Annotated in this window: 11 protein-coding genes; all 11 read left to right on the top strand. The window is 41.3% G+C overall.

Annotated elements, in window-relative coordinates:
• Positions 1–100 precede the first annotated feature (100 nt).
• The 11 genes from OCW38_RS19585 to OCW38_RS19535 all read left to right on the top strand — a co-directional run bounded on the left by OCW38_RS19585 (position 101) and on the right by OCW38_RS19535 (position 20,888).
• Positions 101–1,696: a type I restriction-modification system subunit M gene (locus OCW38_RS19585; RefSeq protein ID WP_261895835.1), complete on the top strand. Its 1,596-nt coding sequence runs from the start codon at positions 101–103 to the stop codon at positions 1,694–1,696.
• The gene (locus OCW38_RS19580) at positions 1,693–2,889 is read left to right on the top strand and encodes a restriction endonuclease subunit S (RefSeq protein WP_261895833.1); all 1,197 of its coding nucleotides are present in this window, start codon (positions 1,693–1,695) and stop codon (positions 2,887–2,889) included. The genes OCW38_RS19585 and OCW38_RS19580 overlap by 4 nt, the downstream gene beginning before the upstream one ends.
• A 373-nt stretch (positions 2,890–3,262) precedes the next feature.
• The gene (locus OCW38_RS19575; RefSeq protein ID WP_136985371.1) at positions 3,263–6,571 is read left to right on the top strand and encodes an STY4851/ECs_5259 family protein; all 3,309 of its coding nucleotides are present in this window, start codon (positions 3,263–3,265) and stop codon (positions 6,569–6,571) included.
• Positions 6,572–12,895 (top strand): DEAD/DEAH box helicase, encoded by a 6,324-nt coding sequence (locus OCW38_RS19570; RefSeq protein ID WP_261895830.1) that lies wholly within the window; start codon positions 6,572–6,574, stop codon positions 12,893–12,895.
• Between the two features lie 26 nt (positions 12,896–12,921).
• A complete protein-coding gene (locus tag OCW38_RS19565; protein WP_261895828.1) occupies positions 12,922–14,388 on the top strand; it encodes an AAA family ATPase in 1,467 nt (488 codons plus the stop codon).
• Positions 14,388–15,278, top strand: a complete 891-nt coding sequence (locus OCW38_RS19560) for a hypothetical protein (RefSeq protein WP_261895826.1) — start codon at positions 14,388–14,390, stop codon at positions 15,276–15,278. The genes OCW38_RS19565 and OCW38_RS19560 overlap by 1 nt, the downstream gene beginning before the upstream one ends.
• A gap of 277 nt (positions 15,279–15,555) precedes the next feature.
• On the top strand, positions 15,556–16,020 hold the full coding sequence (locus OCW38_RS19555; RefSeq protein ID WP_261895824.1) for a hypothetical protein: 465 nt from the start codon (positions 15,556–15,558) through the stop codon (positions 16,018–16,020).
• A gap of 71 nt (positions 16,021–16,091) precedes the next feature.
• Entirely contained in the window at positions 16,092–17,183 is a 1,092-nt protein-coding gene (locus OCW38_RS19550; RefSeq protein ID WP_261895821.1) for a ComEC/Rec2 family competence protein, read from the top strand.
• Positions 17,184–17,197: 14 nt separating this feature from the next.
• Positions 17,198–17,818 carry a hypothetical protein gene (locus tag OCW38_RS19545; protein WP_240798956.1) on the top strand — a complete coding sequence of 207 codons (621 nt, stop codon included), beginning with the start codon at positions 17,198–17,200 and terminating at the stop codon, positions 17,816–17,818.
• A gap of 41 nt (positions 17,819–17,859) precedes the next feature.
• Complete coding sequence (locus tag OCW38_RS19540) at positions 17,860–19,479, top strand: AAA family ATPase (RefSeq protein ID WP_261895817.1); 1,620 nt, start codon at positions 17,860–17,862, stop codon at positions 19,477–19,479.
• Positions 19,470–20,888 (top strand): VWA domain-containing protein, encoded by a 1,419-nt coding sequence (locus tag OCW38_RS19535; protein ID WP_261895815.1) that lies wholly within the window; start codon positions 19,470–19,472, stop codon positions 20,886–20,888. The genes OCW38_RS19540 and OCW38_RS19535 overlap by 10 nt, the downstream gene beginning before the upstream one ends.
• Positions 20,889–21,297 lie beyond the last annotated feature (409 nt).

Here is a 21,297-nt window from a genome sequence, read left to right as displayed (position 1 = left end):
GGCCTTGAATTAAGGCTCCGAATACGCCGTCGGTTGCTCCCGAACTAGCTTTGCTGAAGAATTAAGCAAGCAGTCAAGCGAAAAATTAAGAGAATGAATAATGATTACATCAGGTGCACTAAAAAGCCAAATCGATAAGCTATGGGAAGAGTTCTGGACCGGTGGTATCACCAACCCTTTAACCGTCGTTGAGCAAATTACTTACTTGATGTATGCCCGTATGTTAGACATGAATGAGCGTAACGATGAGAAGCGTAGCGCTCGTACTGGTAAGCCATTTAATCGCCGCTTTCCTGTTAGTGAAGATAAAGAGAAGGACAAGCAACATATCCGCTGGGGAAATTTCCGTCATTTAGGTGCGGAAAAGCTTTACCCATTGGTTAAAGACGAGCTATTTCCCTTCTTTAAAGAGCTGACCAGCGATGACACCTTGTTTGCTGAGTTTATGAAAGATGCTCAGCTAATGATTCAAAAGCAATCGCTATTGGTGAAGGCGGTTGAGTTGGTGAGTGAGCTACCGCTAGAAAACAAAGACGTAAAAGGCGATTTGTACGAGTACCTACTTTCAAAATTGACCACCGCTGGTATTAACGGTCAGTTCCGTACACCGCGCCATATCATTCGAGCCATGATCGAAATGCTCGATGTAGAAGAAACACACCGCATTTGTGACCCTGCTTGTGGTACTGGCGGCTTTCTTTCATCGACGTACGAATACTTGTTAGAGAAATATTCTTCACCAGAAGGCACCGAGAAAGAGCAAGCGTTTGACGAAGAAGGCAAGCCAGTATTAGATATTGACGGTAATCCGGTATTTAATTGTTTGTACGCAGGTGACAAGCTTGAAAACCGCGCCCATATCGATTACGACATGTTCCACGGCTTTGATTTTGACTCTACCATGCTGCGTGTTGCGGCAATGAACTTGGTGATGCACGGTGTAAAACAGCCGGATATCCACTACCAAGATACATTAAGCCAAAGCTTTATTGAACGCTTCCCCGATGAGGCTAAAAATGGCTTCGATATCATCCTTGCCAACCCACCGTTCAAGGGTAGCCTAGATGAAGAAGACGTCGATCCTGCGATTCTAAAAGTTGTGAAAACTAAAAAGACCGAGCTGCTGTTTGTTGCGTTGATTCAACGCATGCTGAAAGTCGGTGGTCGTAGCGCAACAGTTGTGCCTGACGGTGTTCTATTCGGCAGTTCTAAAGCGCACCAAGCGCTTCGTGCACACCTAATTGAAGATAACCAGTTAGAAGCTGTTATCTCGCTACCAAGCGGTGTGTTCAAGCCATACGCTGGTGTGTCTACCGCAATTTTAATCTTCACCAAAGGTGGCAGCACAAACAAGGTTTGGTTCTACGACGTGCAAGCCGATGGCCGTTCGTTAGACGATAAGCGTACCCCAATCAAAGATAACGACTTACCTGATCTTGTTACTCAGTACAAAGCGTATCAAGCGGCGGTAATGGCAGGTGAGTCAACCGAACAATGGGCAGACAAAACTCAAAAAGCCTTCTTGGTTGATAAAGAGGATATTAAGTCGAACAAATATGACCTGTCGATCAACCGTTATAAAGAAGTGGTGTACGAGCAAGAAAGCTATGAAGAACCGAAAGTGATTCTGAGCAAACTCAAAGCCCTCGAGAATGACATTCTAGCTGACCTAAATGAGTTGGAGTTGATGCTATGAGTTGGCCCGTCGTAAGCTTTGGAGACGTAGCCCAGTTTATTAATGGTGATAGAGGGAAAAACTACCCATCAAAAGGCTCTTTTGTTGATGAGGGTATCCCATTTATTAATGCTGGTAATCTAAGCCTTGTTCATACTATTTATGCAGATGCGCTCAATTACATAACTGAGGATAAGTTCAATTCATTGAACAGCGGGAAAATCGAAAAAGGGGATATCCTTTTTTGTTTGCGAGGCTCTCTAGGTAAGTTCGCATTGGTTGACTCAGATATGAAAGGGGCAATAGCTTCATCTCTTGTGATCATTCGCGTGAATGAGAAAATACACATCGACTATTTGAAGCACTACTTAGGTAGCTTTCTTTGCGAAAGAGAGATTCAATTATATGAAAATGGCGCTGCTCAACCGAATCTATCAGCAACTGATTTGAAAATTTTTCAGATCCCACTCCCCCCACTAGAAGAACAAAAACGCATCGCTGCCATTTTGGATAAAGCCGATGCCATCCGCCAGAAACGCAAGCAAGCCATTGACCTTGCCGATGAGTTCTTACGTAGCGTGTTTTTGGATATGTTTGGTGATCCGGTAACGAATCCGAAGGGGTGGGGTGTTCGTAAGCTTCAAGATTTAACATCAAAACTTGGTAGTGGGTCAACTCCACGCGGAGGGAAGGAAGCTTATCTGAGCGCCGGGATTTCTCTCATAAGAAGCCTTAATGTGCATGATAATACCTTTATCTATAAAGATCTTGCATTTATATCAAACGAACAGGCTGAAAAGCTTAAAAATGTAGTCGTTCAAGAGCAAGATATTCTTTTGAATATTACAGGCGCATCCGTATGTCGTTGTACAATGGTTCCAAGCAACGTATTACCCGCTCGAGTAAACCAACACGTTTGTATAATACGTGTTGATAGGGCGTTACTTTTACCAGAATTTGCGAAGAGGCTAATAACCTCGACGAGTTTTAAGCAAATGTTGATGCGAATCGCTACATCTGGAGGCGCTACACGAGAGGCTTTAACAAAACAGCAGGTTGAAAATTTAACTTTAATAGTTCCTCCGATGGAACTACAAAAGAAATTTTGCGATATTGTTGATAAAGTCTTAGATATAGATACTAAAACTAATAAACAAGTCGCTTTTCCTTTGTTCGATAGCCTTTCCCAAAAAGCTTTCTCAGGCCAACTATAAATTTCAGAGGTATCTTCGGATACCTCTTTTTTGATCAAAGGTTAGGTTCTTTCTCTTTTAAACAACGGGAAATCACATCACTTATCATTGGTGGTCTCAGAGGAATTAAAAATAAAGCCTAGACTCTGTTAGCAACCATCACATTCGTGCCTATTGAAATAACGTCTTCTCCCTAAACTTAACCGTAAAATTAATTACACATTGGTAATTTAACTTCCAAAGTTAAAGTGTGATTACCGACTTATTCCTTGATAAATCAACTTGTTACTAATTGGAATGTTTGTTGCAATGCATTGGCTTGTATAAAAATGGCTAAGTGCGAAGTATTTGGCCGGCTTACAGTTAAGGTTAAGTAAATAAGGTTAGGTTATTAATGGATACTACGTCCCCCAGTGCACTTGAACCTACAAGTGCGATACTCGGCTCTACTTCGGTTAATGGTTGCCTACGAGCCATTTTGACGAAGCGAGAACTATCTCAGCCAACAGGTCAGCCGCTCTTTACCTATCAGCTATCAGAATCCGAATATCATCACTTACGAACCAGTTTAAAAAACCAAAAATTGCCAACAAGATTGCACGGAGATAGTAGCTGGTGTGCCGCTTTTTGCCTTTTTAGTGCTGAATGGTATCGACGCCAATATCAAGGTGGATGGAGCTGGAGTGGTATATCAAGCAGCTTAGAGTTTGAGTTAGATGCTAACCAACGTAGTAAAGTAATAAAAACAGGTTTTAAATATTGGCAGCGTACGGTTAGCCAATATAACGATGAAAGGCATAGTTTTCTTGGTTCAGTATTTCGAGAGGGCGGTTTGCCCTATGGGCTGCTAGCGAGTGAAGGCGGCCGTTTCCAAACAATCTTTAAACGTATTCTTAGGGTTTTTGACGACGCTCAGGAATTTGGTCAATCGCCTTTTCAGTTAGTGTCGGAGGGCCTTGAACATTTACCTGAGGCATTTAGACAAGAAACGACGGTTGATCTAATCACTAATATGGCGGAGCTATTGCTGCGTTTAACTGACGAATACAACCTGCAACAACAAGAGCAACCAGCCAATCATTTAGACACCCAATTACCCAATTGGCGAGATCTATTTCCAATCCCGCTTGATGTAGACACCGGAAGTGAATTTCTCACTGGCTTGCTGACTTCAGCCTCCGTTCAGCGAAAAGACAAATCAAAACAAACAAAACGAATTATTTGCAGACAAAGGCTTTCCAACAATGGTGATTTGAGCTTTGTTGCTCAAATTAAATTGATGAAGGCGATACCTATGCCTTTTAAACGTGAAGCATTGATTAACAGTCGAGTTGAGTTGTTCATACAAGAAGGCAATAAAGTAATTGCAGAGCTAGGCATTGGTCATACAACCTTTGAAGGAGAAACGACGAAGGTTATTTTACGAACCCCTGCTTGTGAATTTCGTCGCCAAGCCATAGAGCAAGATCTGTACTTAGTCGTATTGCAAGCCGGTGTTGAGCTTCATCGTGAAGAAATCGCTAATTCTGATCTCGCTATTAATGAGATGCCCATTGTACTTAAGTCAGACGGTGAGCATGATTGGGTCCTTGGACAAGGAAGTGTAAATGTTAAAGCAGATCAACTGAAAGCTATCTTATCAAAAGGTTCGACGTACACTGCCGAGTTTCCAGAATTGTGCACATCAGTAACGACAGAACACTGCCAGTTTGTCCACTTTAGTGGGGAAATTAAGGTTGATTATTATACTGAAGATGATGAGCATGATACTTATGTAATATCAACGCGACAGTCTGCAGTGTTAGCAGAGCAAGTGAGCGTTCGAGGTGTCAAATTACAATATGACTCAAGTACTGGACAACCTATCTATCTGGGGTTGCCAACCATTACCAGCCAAGAAGCGCATACAGAATTATGGTTAGGTAATAAACCACTAGGAGAAACGCATCAAGCTGGCTTGTTTGGTATCCAATCAGTACGTTTAAAGGCGAGTGGTAATCGAACAATGCTTCGTAAACGCCTCGCTATTCTTCCGCAATCATTCGGCATTGAACTTAAGCCGTCTAAGCAGGCTAATAGTGGTTTTGTCGATCTTCGTTGTGAAAGGAACTTATTTGTATCCATAGAAGGCGAACAGGTCTCCTATAAACAAACCAGTATAGAAGGTGGCAAGAGAATAACGGTGACAGCTGAAGGGTCACCGCCAGCTGATATTATTATCTCTATCAGTGCTAACTTGATGGCTGATCCAATAAAGATACGGGTACCTTTTCCTGCATCAGGAGCGTTAACCTTTGACAAACATGGTAACCGTCTAGCCAATCGTATCACCATCGATGATTTATTAGGTGCGCGTATTCAGTTTTTCCCACGTGTAGATGTAGCGGCAAGTTATCATATTGAATTAAAAGGGCCGGCGAGGTCTCGTGATGCGTCTTATTATTGGGAGTACAAGGTTGCAGATAAAGTCTTAGAGGTCAGCTTATATGAGTTTCGCCATCGAATTCGCGAACTATTGGCAGCATCTGGTGAACTTGATGATGAAATCCGAATGGTTATTGGAGGGTCGGGTTGTCGAGAACAACAAACTATCATTGGGCGATATGCCACAGAAGCTCAACAGCTAAATGATACTGTGAGCTTTAATGTAAAATTGGAGAAAGAGCTCTTTATTAAGCCTGAATTGATTAATTTGGCTGACCCAGCAGAAAAACCGCACACCCTTCAACAAAGATATTCCAATGGCGTAGCGACAGGCGTATTCGAGCTAAATACAAGGTTATCTCAGCCAGCTTTAATCGTTCCTTCAAACAATACTCAGTTGGCTTTTCGCGCGAAGTTTGTTCCGAGTAGTGAACCTATTGAACATTCTAGTGATGTTAAAACTTTAAATAAGGCAGTTGCGTTATTTCATCCAGTAACTAACCCTAATGCGATAGCCGATGTGCTCCCAATGTTAGCGAATGACTTTAATCACAGTAGCTGGCGATTTATCAACGATTTGTTTGCTAATTACTCGCACCTTCCAATGGCGACCTTTGAAGTGTGGAAAGCAATAGTGACAAATACGACTTGCTTATCGGCTCTTGCGTTTAAAGCAGATAAACCCTCGCAATTAATGGAACGTTTGAAAGTTGAATTCAATGTTATTTGGGAGCTTATACCGCTGAGTATTTGGCGGTCACATACTGTTAAATATCGCAAGATGTTGCTAGATATAGGGCTGCCTGAAAAAGTGGTGGATAACAAAGTTAAGAGCAAGCTAGAAACTCTTTCTGAATTTACCCCATTGTTTGAAAAGCAGTGCCGAGCACTAATTGACGAGCAATTTACTCAGCAAACAACCAATTTATCAGTTGTGTTTCAATACTTTTTACCAGAATGGAGCCAAGACTTGATGCGAGTTCACTTGTCTGATCGTGAATGGCCTAAAGCATTTGGTTATGACTTAGAAACATGGTGCCAGAAACACTGCGAATCGCTTATTCATTTTGAAGTAAACCGAAGTTCACACAAAAGTGTGCTTTATTTCCCTATTTTTGCCGCTGCAGTGGCGTGTGGAAAAGTGCAACTGGAAGAATTGTCACCGTCACTTTATCCCATAGACTATTTCCATCTACGACAGATTGTCGAGTTTGACCGTCATTGGTTTAACCCCGTATTTCAGAGTGCATTGTGCGTATTTTCCCAAGAGGAAGCTTAAATGAAGCAATATTTTTCCACGCTAAAACAACAAGCTAATAGCCGAGCAAAAGAGTCAACTTTAAGTATTTTGGGTATCAATAACCCGGCGCTTAGAAACCATTTAAGCGAGAGAATGGAAACGGATGAAAAATTTGTTCACGGTCCGGTGTTTGAGCAAATGTTCTCTTGGGAAGCAGACGAAATAACGATAGAAGACCTTTCTACCCCTGAATATAACAACCTACTCAGCCCAGAGCTACTAGACGCGCTAGATGTCGCACCGCATAAAGAGGGGTGTAAAAGAGACAGTAGCTGCAAGTGTAAGTATGTTCTGAATCGAGAGATAAAGCCGTACAAACATCAACTAGAAGCATGGAGAGGTTTGCTTGACCCTCGCCCCCAATCCCAAATTATCACCAGTGGTACAGGTTCGGGTAAAACAGAGTGTTTCATGGTACCAGTTCTCGAAGATTTGTATCGAGAAACACAACAGACCAACAGTTCGCTAACCGGGGTGAGAGCGCTATTTTTGTACCCTTTGAATGCGTTAATAAACTCTCAGAAAGAACGACTGAATGCTTGGACGACACACTTTAACGGTGATATTCGTTTTTGTCTGTATAACGGTAATACGCCTAATGACCTTAAAGCTCAAGATAGGCAAAGGCAAAAAAATCAGCCTCAGGAAGTGCTTTCGAGAAAGTTGATGCGAGACAACCCAGCTCCTATTTTGGTCACCAACGGAACCATGTTGGAGTATATGTTGGTGAGGCAAGCAGATGCTCCCATTATCCAGCAATCGCAGGGCAAGCTGCGTTGGATCGTATTAGATGAAGCGCATACGTATATTGGTTCCCAAGCCGCTGAACTTGCTTTGCAGCTAAGACGTGTGATGCAAGCTTTTGATGTTAAGCCAGAGGATATTCGATTTATTGCTACGTCCGCAACAATTGCGGGCGCTGAAGCAGAAACGCAACTTAAACAATACCTCGCTAGGCTAGCTAATGTCGGCGTAGAGCAGGTAGCCGTCATTGGGGGGAGACGCGTTGTTCCGGGCTTACCCAAAGTAACACCAGCAAACCTAACCATCAGTGAAATAGAAGCGATAGATCCAGAAGGTGAACAACCTAAAGAGAAGAAGCTAAGTCAAAACTCGGAAGTATCAGAGCGTCGATACTCTGCTTTAGCGAGTTCCAAACTAGCCGTTAGAATACGAGAGTTGTTAGCTGGCGACAATATAGGTCCGGTACATTACGCTGAATTGCTTGATAAATTAAAACCTTATGATTTAAACGAAGCAGAATTATGCCGATGGCTAGATATCTGTACCGGAACCAAGCAGTTTCATAGCAGTGAGGCATTTTTAAAGCTTAGAGCTCATTATTTTCAGCGTACATTGCATGGTTTGTGGTGCTGTATTGACCCAAACTGTGAGAATAAGAAAGAGTCTAAACTGAATGGCGCATGGCCATTTGGTCTTGTTTATAGTGAACATCGTCAGAAATGTCATTGTGGGTCTGCAGTACTTGAATTGACATTTTGCAATGATTGTAATGAACCACACCTATTAGCCATAGACCAAAATGGTCAATTGCAACAATGTACCGGGAAAATAAGCGATGAATTTTCGCTACTTGATGAAGAAGAAAAAGAGGTAGATGAGGAGCGCTCAGATCAGTTTTCCAAAAAGACAACGGCAAGTGATACTCAAGTCGTTATTGGCTCAAAGCAGAACGATGATTACCTATTAACAGGCTTTGATAATGCAGGTCGAGAAGAGTTTTTGGATAATAGTTCAATTCACTTATCGAAGTCGATGAATGAATCACTACAATGTTGCGAATGTGGTTACTCAGGTAGAGGTCAGTATAGTAAAGCGTTACGAAGAGGGTTGTTGGGTGCACCATTTTATACAGCAAATGCGGTACCAACAGTATTAGAATACTGTCCGGATATTGAAGTCGATAAAGAATCCAAAATAGGTCCTAATTCTGTCCCGGGTCGAGGGCGTCGGTTAATTACTTTTACCGATAGCCGACAAGGAACGGCAAAAATGTCCATTCGAATGCAGCAAGAAGCAGAGCGCTCTCGATTGCGAGGTTTAGTATTTAAGGAGCTTCGCAGGCATGTTGAAGAGAAAGTCGTTATAGATGAGGCGTTACTCGACAGCGTAAAGGACTACTTGAGTATGCCTATCGACAAATTACGAGTCATGTTGCCATCCATCGAACAATCCATGCCTGAAGATGCAAAGGCACTAAAAGAATATATTGATGTTGTCAGTAGTTCGGTTGCTATACCTTTGCCTCAAACGATTCCTTGGTCTGAATTGGCAGCTGTTATTAAGCAAGATAACGATCTAAAAGAGTCGATGTTAAAAGAGAACAAGCGGCTATCACCAGAAATTTTCGATGACTCGACCGGACCTTTACGACTCACTCAAATGCTATTGACGAGAGAGTTTGCGAGACGGCCAAAAAATAGAAACAGTCTAGAGACTCAGGGGTTGGTCAAAATAGTCTACCCAGGATTGGATAAAATCGATGTTGTTCCGGAGCTTTGGGAGAATTACGGCCTAACGGTAAAAGATTGGCGTGATTACCTTAAAGTTTGTTTGGATTTTTTTGTCCGCGAAAACTCTTATATAACCATTGATCGTGAATGGATTCGTTGGATCGGTATGCACTTTTCACCTAAAACATTATTAGGGCCGGATGCTAGTGATGTCGATGAAAACAGAGCGAAGAGTTGGCCGTTAGTGCGAAAAGGCAGTAAACGTCAACAACGTATAATCACTCTGCTCACTGTTGCCACGGGAATTGATATTACGAGTACATTAGGGGAAGACACGGTTAATGGTTGGTTGATTTCTGCATGGAATGCATTAACTGGATCAAAAATTTTACAAGATTCAACAGCAGACAAACAATATAGTTTGAGCCTGACTAATGTCAGCTTTTCTTTGATGAATTCGGCTTATATATGCCCGATTACGAACAAGCTGTTGGACACTACGTTTAAAGGGATCACTCCTTATATTCCGTTTAAAGGCCAGTTAGATAGCAACCTATGTGAAAAAGTGAAACTTCCCGCGGTATGGGCTTTTGAAGGAAGTGACGACTTCTTACTTTCATTGATTCTAACGCGCAAGGATATTGAAAAATCATCGGAAGTGAGATCACTTAGAGAGCAGAATTTGTGGACGGACATTAATGACCGAACAGTAGAGGGTGGTTTTTACTATGCTTCAGCAGAACACTCTGCGCAACAATCCGCTGAGCGACTTAAAATCTATGAGGATGAGTTTAAAGTTGGCAGGAAAAATGTCCTCAATTGCTCAACAACAATGGAAATGGGCGTTGACATCGGGGGTATTACAGCGGTAGTGATGAACAATGTGCCGCCACACCCTGCGAACTATCTTCAGCGAGCAGGTCGCGCTGGACGCTCTAAAGAATCTAGAGCGATAAGTTATACGCTGTGTAAAAGTAACCCTCATGATACGTTGGTTTTTAATAACCCAAAATGGCCATTTACTACCGTTATACCAGCTCCTCATGTTGAATTTTCGTCTGAGAAATTGGTGCAGCGCCATGTGAATTCATTTTTGATGGGACGCTTCTTAATTGAAGAGGTTGGATTAACGAATAAAGAGAAATTTAACTTAGATCTTGAGTGGTTTAATGCGAAGCTTAACGGTGAAAAATCTATAGCAGAACGTTATATTAATTGGCTAAAAACGTGTGATAAGAGATTTGAATCAGCTTTATCTACTCTAATTGAAGGTACTGAGTTGAAAAAAATTCCTTTGACACAAATCTGTAAGCGCTCGGCAAAGAAAATAGAGGAAATAACCACGCGTTGGCTAAAAGAGTATCAATACATAGAAAATGAACTGGTCGGTGTTGATCCCGATGGTCCTTATGCTTTTAAGCTAAATAGTGAAAAGTCCCGTTTATGTAGAGAGTACTTACTACGGGATTTAGCGACAAGGGCGTTCCTGCCTGGATATGGATTCCCTACTGATGTCGTAAACTTGGATACCGATAATATCGTCGATTTTAGAAGGCAGCTTCAATTTAGGAATCTAAGCAAACTTGATCGAGAGGATAATGTTTCTATCAATCGAGGGTTACCAAGCCGAAATCTAGCTGTTGCAATTCGAGAATACGCCCCAGGTTCAGAAATAGTTCTTGATGGGCGAGTACATCGGGCGGCAGGCATTTCTCTTAACTGGCAGAAAATTCACGTTGATGGCGCGAAGGATTCACAGAAATTTGACTTAGCTTGGCGTTGTCCTGGTTGTGGCCAGACAGGTTACGAAACGGATCTGGAAATACAATCTGATTCAAATTCTCTTGTGTGTACCAATATCGCTTGTGGACAAAGTATCCCTGATAATACTGACTGTAGAAAAAAAGTGATTCAACCTACAGGTTTTGTCACTGATTATTATCGAGAGCCAACAAATAATATTTCGAATAATAATTATGTTCCAGTACAACCTTCTTGGGTTATTGCATCCGGTACAGCGACACCATTACCCATGCCTGCACTTGGTTATATGGTGGCGGATACTAATGGAAAGGTCTTCCATCATAGTTCTGGGTTGTCCGGTAAAGGATACGCGTTATGTATGGCTTGTGGCCGCGCAGAGTCGATGACAGCGAAAGGTGAGTTGCCAAATGCGCTTAACTTTGAAAAAACACATAAGCCCCCGCGTCCTAGTAAGTTCGATAAAGATGAAGTAGGTCGACACGCTGATTGTGATGGGTCAGCCAAGATAATGTCTTCAATTCATTTAGGTATTAACTCTCGAACCGATGTATTTGAGCTGGTGATTAAAAATCCCAAAACGGGTGAATACATACCTGATAATGAGCAGGGTCGGAAAGTAGCGACTACATTAGCTGTGGCATTACGAAAGTGTCTAATCGAACAACTTGGAGTGTCTACCAATGAGGTTCAGTATAGCGTTAGGCCAACAGTTATTGGTGAGAATCAACACGCATTAGTGCTACAACTGTTCGACAGCGTGGGCGGCGGTGCCGGATTTTCGACTTCCGCGCCATTTCATATCTCTAAGATATTAAATGGATTAGTTGGAAAACTTGATTGTAGGAAGCATTGTGACGCGTTTTGTCCTGAATGTCTTTTAGAGTCGGATTCGAGACACGATACCGATAAACTCGATCGCATGTTAGCAATAGAATGGTTAGGAGATGATTTTAAGCACTACGTATCACTTGCTACTAAGCACCAAAACCTTATCAATGATGGAAAATACTGCCCTCAAACTATTGAGGCGCAACTAACCGATTTACTCAATGAGAAAGTATCGGAATGTTTGTTTGTTCTTTCTTCTGAAGTCGAAAGTTGGGATACATCTCTTGTCTTGATGAAATCAAAATTACATGAACTATTGGCGAAGAATATAGCTGTTTCAATAGTCGTCCCGAAAGTTGATTTTACTGAAGAAATTCTGAGTTTTTTAAGGGAAATACAAAAAATCGGGGTTCAACTTAGATATGGAAAAGAGTGTGGGGCGATTGTTTTTCAAGGCTTAACCGGTAGCGGTTGGTCAACACTAGCTAACCTTGATATTAAAGCAACCACCCCTGGAGAGTATTGGCTTACAGCGGAAGATATTTCCATTATTTCTTATAGTGAACCAGAAATAGCGACAACTCCTTTCGAATTAGACTCGATGGAGCCAACTCACTTGTTAGGAGCTGTTCATGTTGATCTCACGACTGAATTAAATGGACCGCTATCAAACTTCGGTAGTGGCTTTATTAAGTTATTGAAAAACAAAGATGAGCGATTAGCAAAGCTGCTTAAAGAAGGTGATTTGAAGAGTGTTTCATATTCAGATAGGTATCTCCAAAGTCCAGTTTCTTTGTTGTTGTTAGCTGAGGTTCTCAAAGTACTAGGAGAAACATCGGATTGCCGAATAGAAGTCAACAGCTGCTTTGATGAACAAAATAGAAACCCATTTGCTGTTAATCATGATTGGAACGAGCGCTACGATTATGACGCTATATTTAATGCGTGGTTGACTCATATGGCAGGCAAAAAAGTAAATACCAACATAATTGATAACAAACGCGAAGTACCGCACCGAAGAGCAATACAATTGCATTTTTCTACTGGTGATATCGTTGAAGTAACTCTAGATCAAGGTTTTGGATATTGGCGTTTAGATCTCGCTGGCGGGATGCATCGATTTGATTTCATGAGAGATACACACGATCAGATAAAGAGGCTAATTGAGGTTTATAAATTGGCGAAGGTGTCTAATAGTGCCAGTTGGTCTACTTGGATTGCAGTTAACGTGTTGTAAGCATTTCAAATGTTAAAAGGTAAAATATGAAAATAACGTCACTGACTGTTGGTGGGTTTAAGGGAATAAAGACAAAGGCTGTCATTCCGTTGGCACCTATCACGCTTTTCTTTGGTGCGAACAGTACGGGTAAAAGTACTGTTTTGCATGCGTTGTTATATTTGTACGAAGTAGTCGCGAAGCGGAACTTTGATGCTCAACATAGTTCAATAGCGGGCGAGGCCCTCTATTTTGGTGGATTTCAAAACCTAGTTCATGGCAAAGACTTAAATGGCACTATTACTATAGGTGCCACTCTTGATTTTAGGGATGGTGCATCGGATATTTGGGATGAGTACTTGTCTGATTCTGAGCGTTGGTTACTCGAATCTTATTTAGGCTTTACTCCTGATTCAGAAGCGGATGAATTTAATTTCGAATTAGATATTAGATGGGATCACCTTAAACAGAAGACATTCGTCAGCCGTTATGAGTGTAACAGTAAAGGAAATGAGTTATGTCGTATAGAATCGCAACCAGGTAAACAGCAAAGTAGCATCACTCATTATCAACCGTTACCTCATTGGGAAGTAGATGAATCGTTCTCATTAAACAACTTATTTGATTCGGGAGAATGGGAAGAAATGTTCCTGAAAGGTCAGGACGCATTACCTAATATCTATACTCGTCTAGATCTATCTAATGCTCCATTCTCTTGGAATAAAGTTTTTCCTGATCATCCTTTAGCTGCAAAGTTATTTGCAGAAGCGACATCTTCTCAAGCGATATTAGCGCCCATGAAATTGTTGGTGAAAAAGCTAGAAGACTTCATTCATATCGGGCCACTACGTGTTGTGCCAAATCGTTCGATAGTGTTAAACAGTAAAACCAGCCCACAGCGTTGGTATGATGGGACTGCGGGTTGGGAGACGTTCGCTTACTCGAATGAAAGTGTTAAAGCTAAGACCAATGAGAAATTTACAAACAATGATTTCTTTGGCACCAATTATTGTTTTGAAGCACCTAATCACGGTGAAGCAAGCTTGATTGAGAAAACCGTTATCCTCAAAGACTCGCACACAAGCATACATTTATTGCCATCAAGCGTAGGTGTTGGCGTTTCTCAAGTATTCCCATTCGTTGTTGCCACATCACTTGAACAAGACCTTATCGTATCGTGCGAGCAACCCGAACTGCATATTCATCCTAAATGGCAGTTGGCTTTAGGGGACATGATGCTAGAGGCAACTAAGAAAAATCCTGACCGTATGTTTTTAGTTGAGACCCACAGCGAACATTTGCTATTGAGGCTGTTAAAACGTCGCCGCCAAACCGCAGATGAAGAGATCGAATACGAACCGTTTGGTTGTAAGAAAAGTGATGTACAGATAGTTTTCTGCGAGCAATCCGAGGGTAAAACTCGTTTAATTCCAATCAAAACAACTGACGAGGGTGAGTTTGATGCACCTTGGCCAAATGGCTTCTTTGAAGAAAGAAGAGAGGAGCTATTCTGATGCTACATTTGGAATTTGCAGTTGCGCCTACTGAAGTCAACTCTTTGGCCGACTTGGCTCTGTTGGATGCGCGACTAGGGTTTGACCGTGGGGCTGTGTTGTCTGGTTTTCCGAAAGCTTGGTTTAGAGATGTCTCTGACCAATTAAGGCAGACGCACAATGGAACTTCGCTGGATAAAGCAACAGAGCGACTTAGAACTTTCAAAAATAATAAGACAGTTACGTTTACTCGAACGTATCGAGAAGGTAGCTGGGCAAATGCAGCAACAGTAAGTCATGGAAATGTGCCGTTTCATAGATTAGTCGATCAATCATTTACTCAGTTGCCAATATTTGTTTCTTCGATTACTGAATTAGAAGATCCCGATTTTAATTACAACTCTCAATTTCCTCGAGATGCATTGTCTCTAGCTAAAGCAGCCACGGCACTCTTACTTGGTGCGGAGAAAGTTACTATTTACGACCCATTTATTTGTGTTACTAAGTCGGGTTATCGTAAAACGCTGCTTGAACTTATGAAGTTATGTAAAAAGGCTGAAGTCGAGTTTCATATTTTTTCAGAAGAAGACGGAAAACCAGCTTGGGGGCAAACAGAACAAGCTCTAATGGAACTAAAAGCTGTTATGCCTGGGAACATTAAGTTGTACTGGTATTGCGCAGATGATGATGGTTCGGGTTTTTTACATTCTAGAGGTTTATTCACAGCCAAGGGTGGTTTGATCTACGACAGGGGGTTTGCAGAACCAAGTGATAGAGATCAACGTCAAGAGCTCACAGATATAACTCCGATGCCCAACGATTTGCTTCAAGCGAAAGCAAATTCTTACAACACGTCTCTTCAATATGAAGACTTTGATCTCGTGAGAGGTGTTTGGTCCTCGCATCCCTAATGAACAATTGGGGTCTGTAACTTGATGCGATACATGTGGCAGGATTAATTAAATATTAATCCTGCTCTCTAGCTATGGATTGAATTATGCATTTACAACTCAGCGCTACTAAGGCTCTTAACAAATGGCTTAAAAACGATTTCCCGCGCTTATCAGTAGAAGCGGGCAAACGACCAGGAGTCAATAAACTAAGCTCGGATGCCGCTACTATGAGCTCGCCGAAAGGCTAGAAATTGAGTGGTAATTTGCCTTCGTTGAAGCTTTGGAAAGCTAATCCTTGGAAACTTATGCCTTGAAAGATAAGGGCTTAATCCGCCGTTATGACATTGCCATGTTGCTATCAAAGCTCAATGACATTGAGCTCACACCGAACTGGATAAAAAACACCGATCTGAGTGTTAACGGCCATATTGCTGACGCTGCACAGTGGGTCACGCAAACCTTGGATGATAGGAATCTCGATCGATTGAGCCAAATGCTGGCGCTTGAAATTTCTAGCTATATCAATTCTCAAACCAAAAGCATCAAAGTGAACAACAAGAAGCAGTGCTTTATCCCGAGCGAGCGGTTGCTCGACTATGCCCAACAAGTCACGAAAGTAACCCCACCCTCTGATGACATGAGTAATGTAGTTCTGTTTAGGGGCGAGTTAATTTTATTGACTCATCTGAAGGTAATAATATTTACTATAGGTAAATATTATTACGGTTCATATCTTCACATCTCAATGCAATTCCAATAAAAACAATATGTTATAATGTGGCATGCTAGTTGATTAGTAACTCTTAACTTTCATAGAAAAAGGAAAAAGTTATGGGTTACGAAATTGATTTTTTAGGTGTTGGTGAAGAGTCTAAGAGTGGTGATGCAATCGCACTTCGCTACGGTAATCTACACGGTCATCGTGACGAGCAAACGGTAGTTGTGATTGATGGTGGTTTTCAAAGTACAGGTTCAAAGGTTATTGATCACATCACCACTTGTTTCGGTACTTCCAAAGTGGACTTGGTCATTAATACTCACGCTGATCAAGACCATATCAACGGTTTGGAAACCGTCCTTAATGAACTCGAAGTAAAAGAACTTTGGATTCATCAGCCGTGGCTACATAACCAAGGGCTTGCTGATAAATTCAAAGATGGACGCGTAACGGACAATAGCTTAGGGGAGCGCCTTAAGCAAAACCTCGAAAAAGCGTGGTCACTGGTTAAGTTGGCTGAATCGAAAGGGATAAGTGTACGTGAACCTTTTACTGGTTTAACTGACACAGGCGGTGGTATTAAGGTTCTCGGTCCTTCTGTCGAATACTACGAATCCCTCATTCCTGATTTCGATGGCATGCCGGAAAAAGCCATTGCAACGAATGCATTAGAAAGCTTTTTTGACAAAGTGGCCGCATCTATTAGTCGTTTCTTTGCCATTTGGGGTGAAGACCAGATTGATGATGACGGAGTCACATCGGCGAAGAACAACTTAAGTGTAATCACCCAATTGGTCGTCGAGGGAAGGCGCTCTGTTTTTACTGGGGATGCGGGCATTCAGGCTTTGGATTACGCGGCAGATCAAATCGAGCAGTGTACGAGCGGAGCAGAGCTTCGATTTATGCAGATCCCACATCATGGCAGTAAGCGTAACATCGGGCCGACAGTTTTAAATCGTTTGGTTGGAGAGCCTATCGGGCAAGGTTCGTCTCGTAATATTACGGCGATTGCCTCTACTGCTAAAAATGGTGAGCCTAAGCACCCACGAAAAGCGGTTATGAATGCTTTTACTCACCGAGGTGTCAAAGCACTAGCGACGAGAGGCTCCGATATTTGTCACCATTATAATGCTCCTGGTCGTGATGGATGGAATAGTATGAATCCTGAGCCATATCACTTCGACTATGAAGAAGAGGTGGCATAATGGTGGGCCTATCGATGAAAGCCAATAACATTGTCCCGCTCTCGGTGTTGATGGTTCTTCAGTTCACCGTGATATCACTTGTTAATCAAAGTTCTTTTGATATCAGTTATGTCAATATACTAAAAGACACCGGTGGAGCGATGTTAGCGATAGGTGCGATTTCGGGGTGGCTTAGCCACCTTATGCCGGCTGAAGTCAAGAGCGTCTTGGTATTTTGGCGATGGAGCAATGTGTTACCTGGGCATCGCTTTATACAGTTATCAGAGAAAGATCGACGTATTGACACTGTGCTCCTAAAGGCCCGCGTGTCCGAGTATGATTTGTTGAAGCAAAATAATAGTGAGCAGAACAGTCATTGGTACAAAGAGTTTTATCGTCCATCCAATAAGCAGGACGAAGTGGCTTCAACTCACAGAGCTTATTTGTTGTATAGGGATGCGGCGGCTGTATCTTTTGTCAGTGCCTTTGCCTTGCTGGTCGCGAAGCAATTCTTGGGCGAGTATCTTTTAGAAGTAAGTTATCAATCTTTGTGGGTGTTTGTGGTAGCGATTGCAGGCTTTTCAATCGCAGCAAGAAATGCGGGGAACAGACTCGTCACAACAGCCGTAGCAATAAGCTTAAGTGGCTTAATATAGTGGTCAGATTTGAAGTTTAACAAGGAAACAGTTGGTTAGTTATGAATGTGAAAAGTAAAGAACGTCAAACAATCAAAGACAGTAAAAATTTAAGAGTGACAGAAACAGCTCAGCCAGAAGTGAAAAAACGTATAACGCAACTACTGGAGCAGATTGGTGAAGGGTTACATGAGAGAGAGCAGATCCTTTCTATATCATTATTGAGCACGCTTAGTGGGCAGAACACTTTTCTATTCGGACCTCCTGGAACTGCTAAAAGCTTAATTTCTAGAAGGTTAGCCTGTGCATTTGAGTCTCAAAAGTATTATGAACATTTGATGAATCGTTTTACAACACCTGAAGAAGTGTTTGGGCCAGTGTCAATTCAAGAGCTCAAACAGGATAAGTATATCCGTAAGACAGAAGGGTATCTTCCTGATGCAGAGTTTGCATTTCTTGATGAAATTTGGAAATCCAGCCCAGCGATATTAAACACTCTGCTCACCTTAATTAATGAACATGTTTTCAAAAATGGCAGTGAAATTATCAAAGCACCTATTCGTTCGGTTATTGGCGCCTCGAATGAAGTACCTCAAGAAAACCAAGGGCTAGATGCTCTGTATGACCGATTTATTACTCGTTTAATGGTCCCGCCAATTGTACTTGAAGATAATTTCAATTTGTTACTAAACGCAAAGCCTTCGACTAGTGAGCCTAATGTTGATAAGGAACTTAAAGTATCTCTTTCAGAGCTTAATCAGTGGAATGAAGCGATACATAATGTTGAACTTAGTAATGACACTTTGCTTGTTATCAAATATATACGCAATGAGATCAGTGAAAAAAATGAAGAGTTAGGTCTGTATGTTTCGGATCGACGGTGGCAAAAAGCTGCAAATTTGTTGAAAGCATCTGCGTTTTTCAACGAGCGTAATTATACAAACCTTACAGACACAATACTTCTAAAGCACTGCTTATGGACTTCTCCAGCAAACAGGATTTGTACCGAAGAGATCGTTATGAATGCTATCGAGTCATGTGGAATTGCTAGTGATATCAATTTGGCTGATCTTGATAATAGTAAAGATAGCTTAGAGAAAGAGATTACTAAAGAGCTCTTCTATAAGGAAGATGTATATGACGTAATTTCATTAGGGGAGGCGGATTACTTTAAAGTAGTAGCAAAATTCAGAGAGCATAATTCATATTCTTATGGCAATCCGGAAATTAAGCAGAAAACGGTTTATATTCCTTTTAATAAGTTTAAAAGTAAGACTTCTTTTCACCCTGTCGATACATCGGGAAATGACGTAAAAGAGGTTACATGTGAGTTCGATGAGCAAGGATCTTGTACACTATCGTATAGCGAAAGACGTTATGGAAATAGATATAACGACTTTGAATTCACCCCTTCTATTTTGTTCCACAAAGGAGATAAAAGAAGTGATGTAAACGAGAGGTTGATTAAATCTCTTTCAGGTTCAGTTGGTAACCTGAGAGGACAGCTAAAAAAAAGCCTTAAAGAGACAGAAGACAAGTTGAGTGTATATAAAGTTGAGCTGCATAGTCCCTTTGCTACAAGTGCAGATGCAGAGGTTGCTTTGAAAGGTGTTCTTTCTCAGATAGATAAACTCAAAATACGAATTAAAGACTGTGAACGTCTGGAGGCTCTATGCCAGTAGAGCTGATCCATAGGCAATCAGATAACCTGCTGAAAGAACTCACAAGTGAAAAAAGTTTATTGCTGGGTAATTTAGATGAGTTGTCATCTAAGGTAGAAGCCAAAGTCAGTGCTTGGAAAGAAGGTGTTGAACGGTCATTAGAAGTGGATAACCCTTTTTTCGATGATCAAGCGAATCTAAAAATATGGACGAATAATCAAGATATTGATGGATTACTAAAAAACTACATCTCATTTTGTAAGAAGGCTAAATATCACGTTGATTCTTCCTTTTGGCACAAAGAGTTGTTAGAGAAAAAGCCTAATGATACAGCTAGAAGTCTCCTGTTGTTAGATTGGCAGAAGAAGCTGGATAAATCTGCATCTGAGTGGTACTTCGAAACTCTGTCCAGAAAGCGTGAAGAATTTTATAAACAGATTAGTGAATGGCTTAATTTACTGGAAGAGTTGATGTATAGCTTAGAGAGTTTAGGTCTTGAGCCAGGAATGTACCTTGATTTATCTGATGTTGAATTAAAAAGTGGAAGTATAGAAGCGCTAAAGAGATGGGCGGATTACCTCAAAAACAACGAAGGTGCCAAAAAGGTATCTGAGCTTTTAGGGAAAGTAAGGCAAATTGAATCATCAACTAAAATTGAAAAAGTATTGAAGTCGGTAGCATTCAAACAACCAGTTGTTGATATCAATTCAAAGGAAGAGATTGTAGGTGTGGTTCAAGGGAAGGATATTGAGCACGCGCTACCCTCTGAATTGGCACTTCTTTCGGATCCTGAAACATCAGTTCTTTTTGACCTTAAATATCTGGAATCACGCCTATTGAGTTTTGAAATGCAGGGCATTACAGAAATAGATCAGGAGGAGAGTGTCCTCGTAGATGAATCTGTTGAAGAGGATTCGAATTTAGGACCTATGATTTTATGCATAGATACGAGTGGTTCAATGTACGGTGCACCTGAACACATAGCCAAAGCTATGGCCTTGTACTTGTCTTCTGTAGCTAGAAAGCAGGACCGAAATTGCTATCTAATTAACTTCTCAACATCTATTGTGACTTTTGATTTGACGGGTAAAAAAGGGCTGGAATCTTTGATTAAGTTTTTGAGTTCCTCTTTTCATGGCGGAACAGATGTTGCTCCAGCACTCCGTCATGCTACTGAGTTAATGAAAAGTGAGTTTTATGAAAACGCTGATGTTTTGGTTATCTCTGATTTCATCATGAGTGAACTACCAAAAAACGTTATGAAGAGTATTGAAGAGCAGAGAGAACAAGGGAATAAATTTAATTCACTAGTCATCGGTGATTGCTTTATGTACCAACGGTCTAAGACGCAGTTTGATTTGGAGTGGATATATAATCCACATACTAGCAGTATTCAGGAGCTAGTTAACTTCAAACAAAGCCTGATTTAGCGTAGGTTGAAATTTCCCCGTGTAACGGGTGCTCTACAAAGCTTCTAAATATGTGGGGTTTTGAAGAGGAGTGGTACAAAACTGATATCTTGCTGGTGAGCGATGGTGATTTTCCAGTACCTTCGGAATTAAGTAGAAAAATTAGCAACCGAAGGGGAAATAATGGGTTACAAGCACACGGTATTCAAATAAGTAACTCTCACTGCACACCAATGAACAAAATTTGCGGTCCGATGCATTACGTTTCGGAATGGGGTGATTTAAAACATTAGCTCCTTGTTAGCGATGGCTGTCAGCGTTATTAGCAAACCAAGGCTCACTAGCCTATTGAAGTAACTCAATTTTATCGAAGCTAGTTATCATGATTTAAGCCTAAATATGGTAAATTCCATTATATGCATATAACCAT

The organism is Vibrio cyclitrophicus (assembly GCF_024347435.1).
In the GTDB taxonomy this organism is placed as follows: domain Bacteria; phylum Pseudomonadota; class Gammaproteobacteria; order Enterobacterales; family Vibrionaceae; genus Vibrio; species Vibrio cyclitrophicus.
Note: the sequence above shows the minus strand (reverse complement) of the source record. Positions and strands in the feature narration are given on the sequence as shown.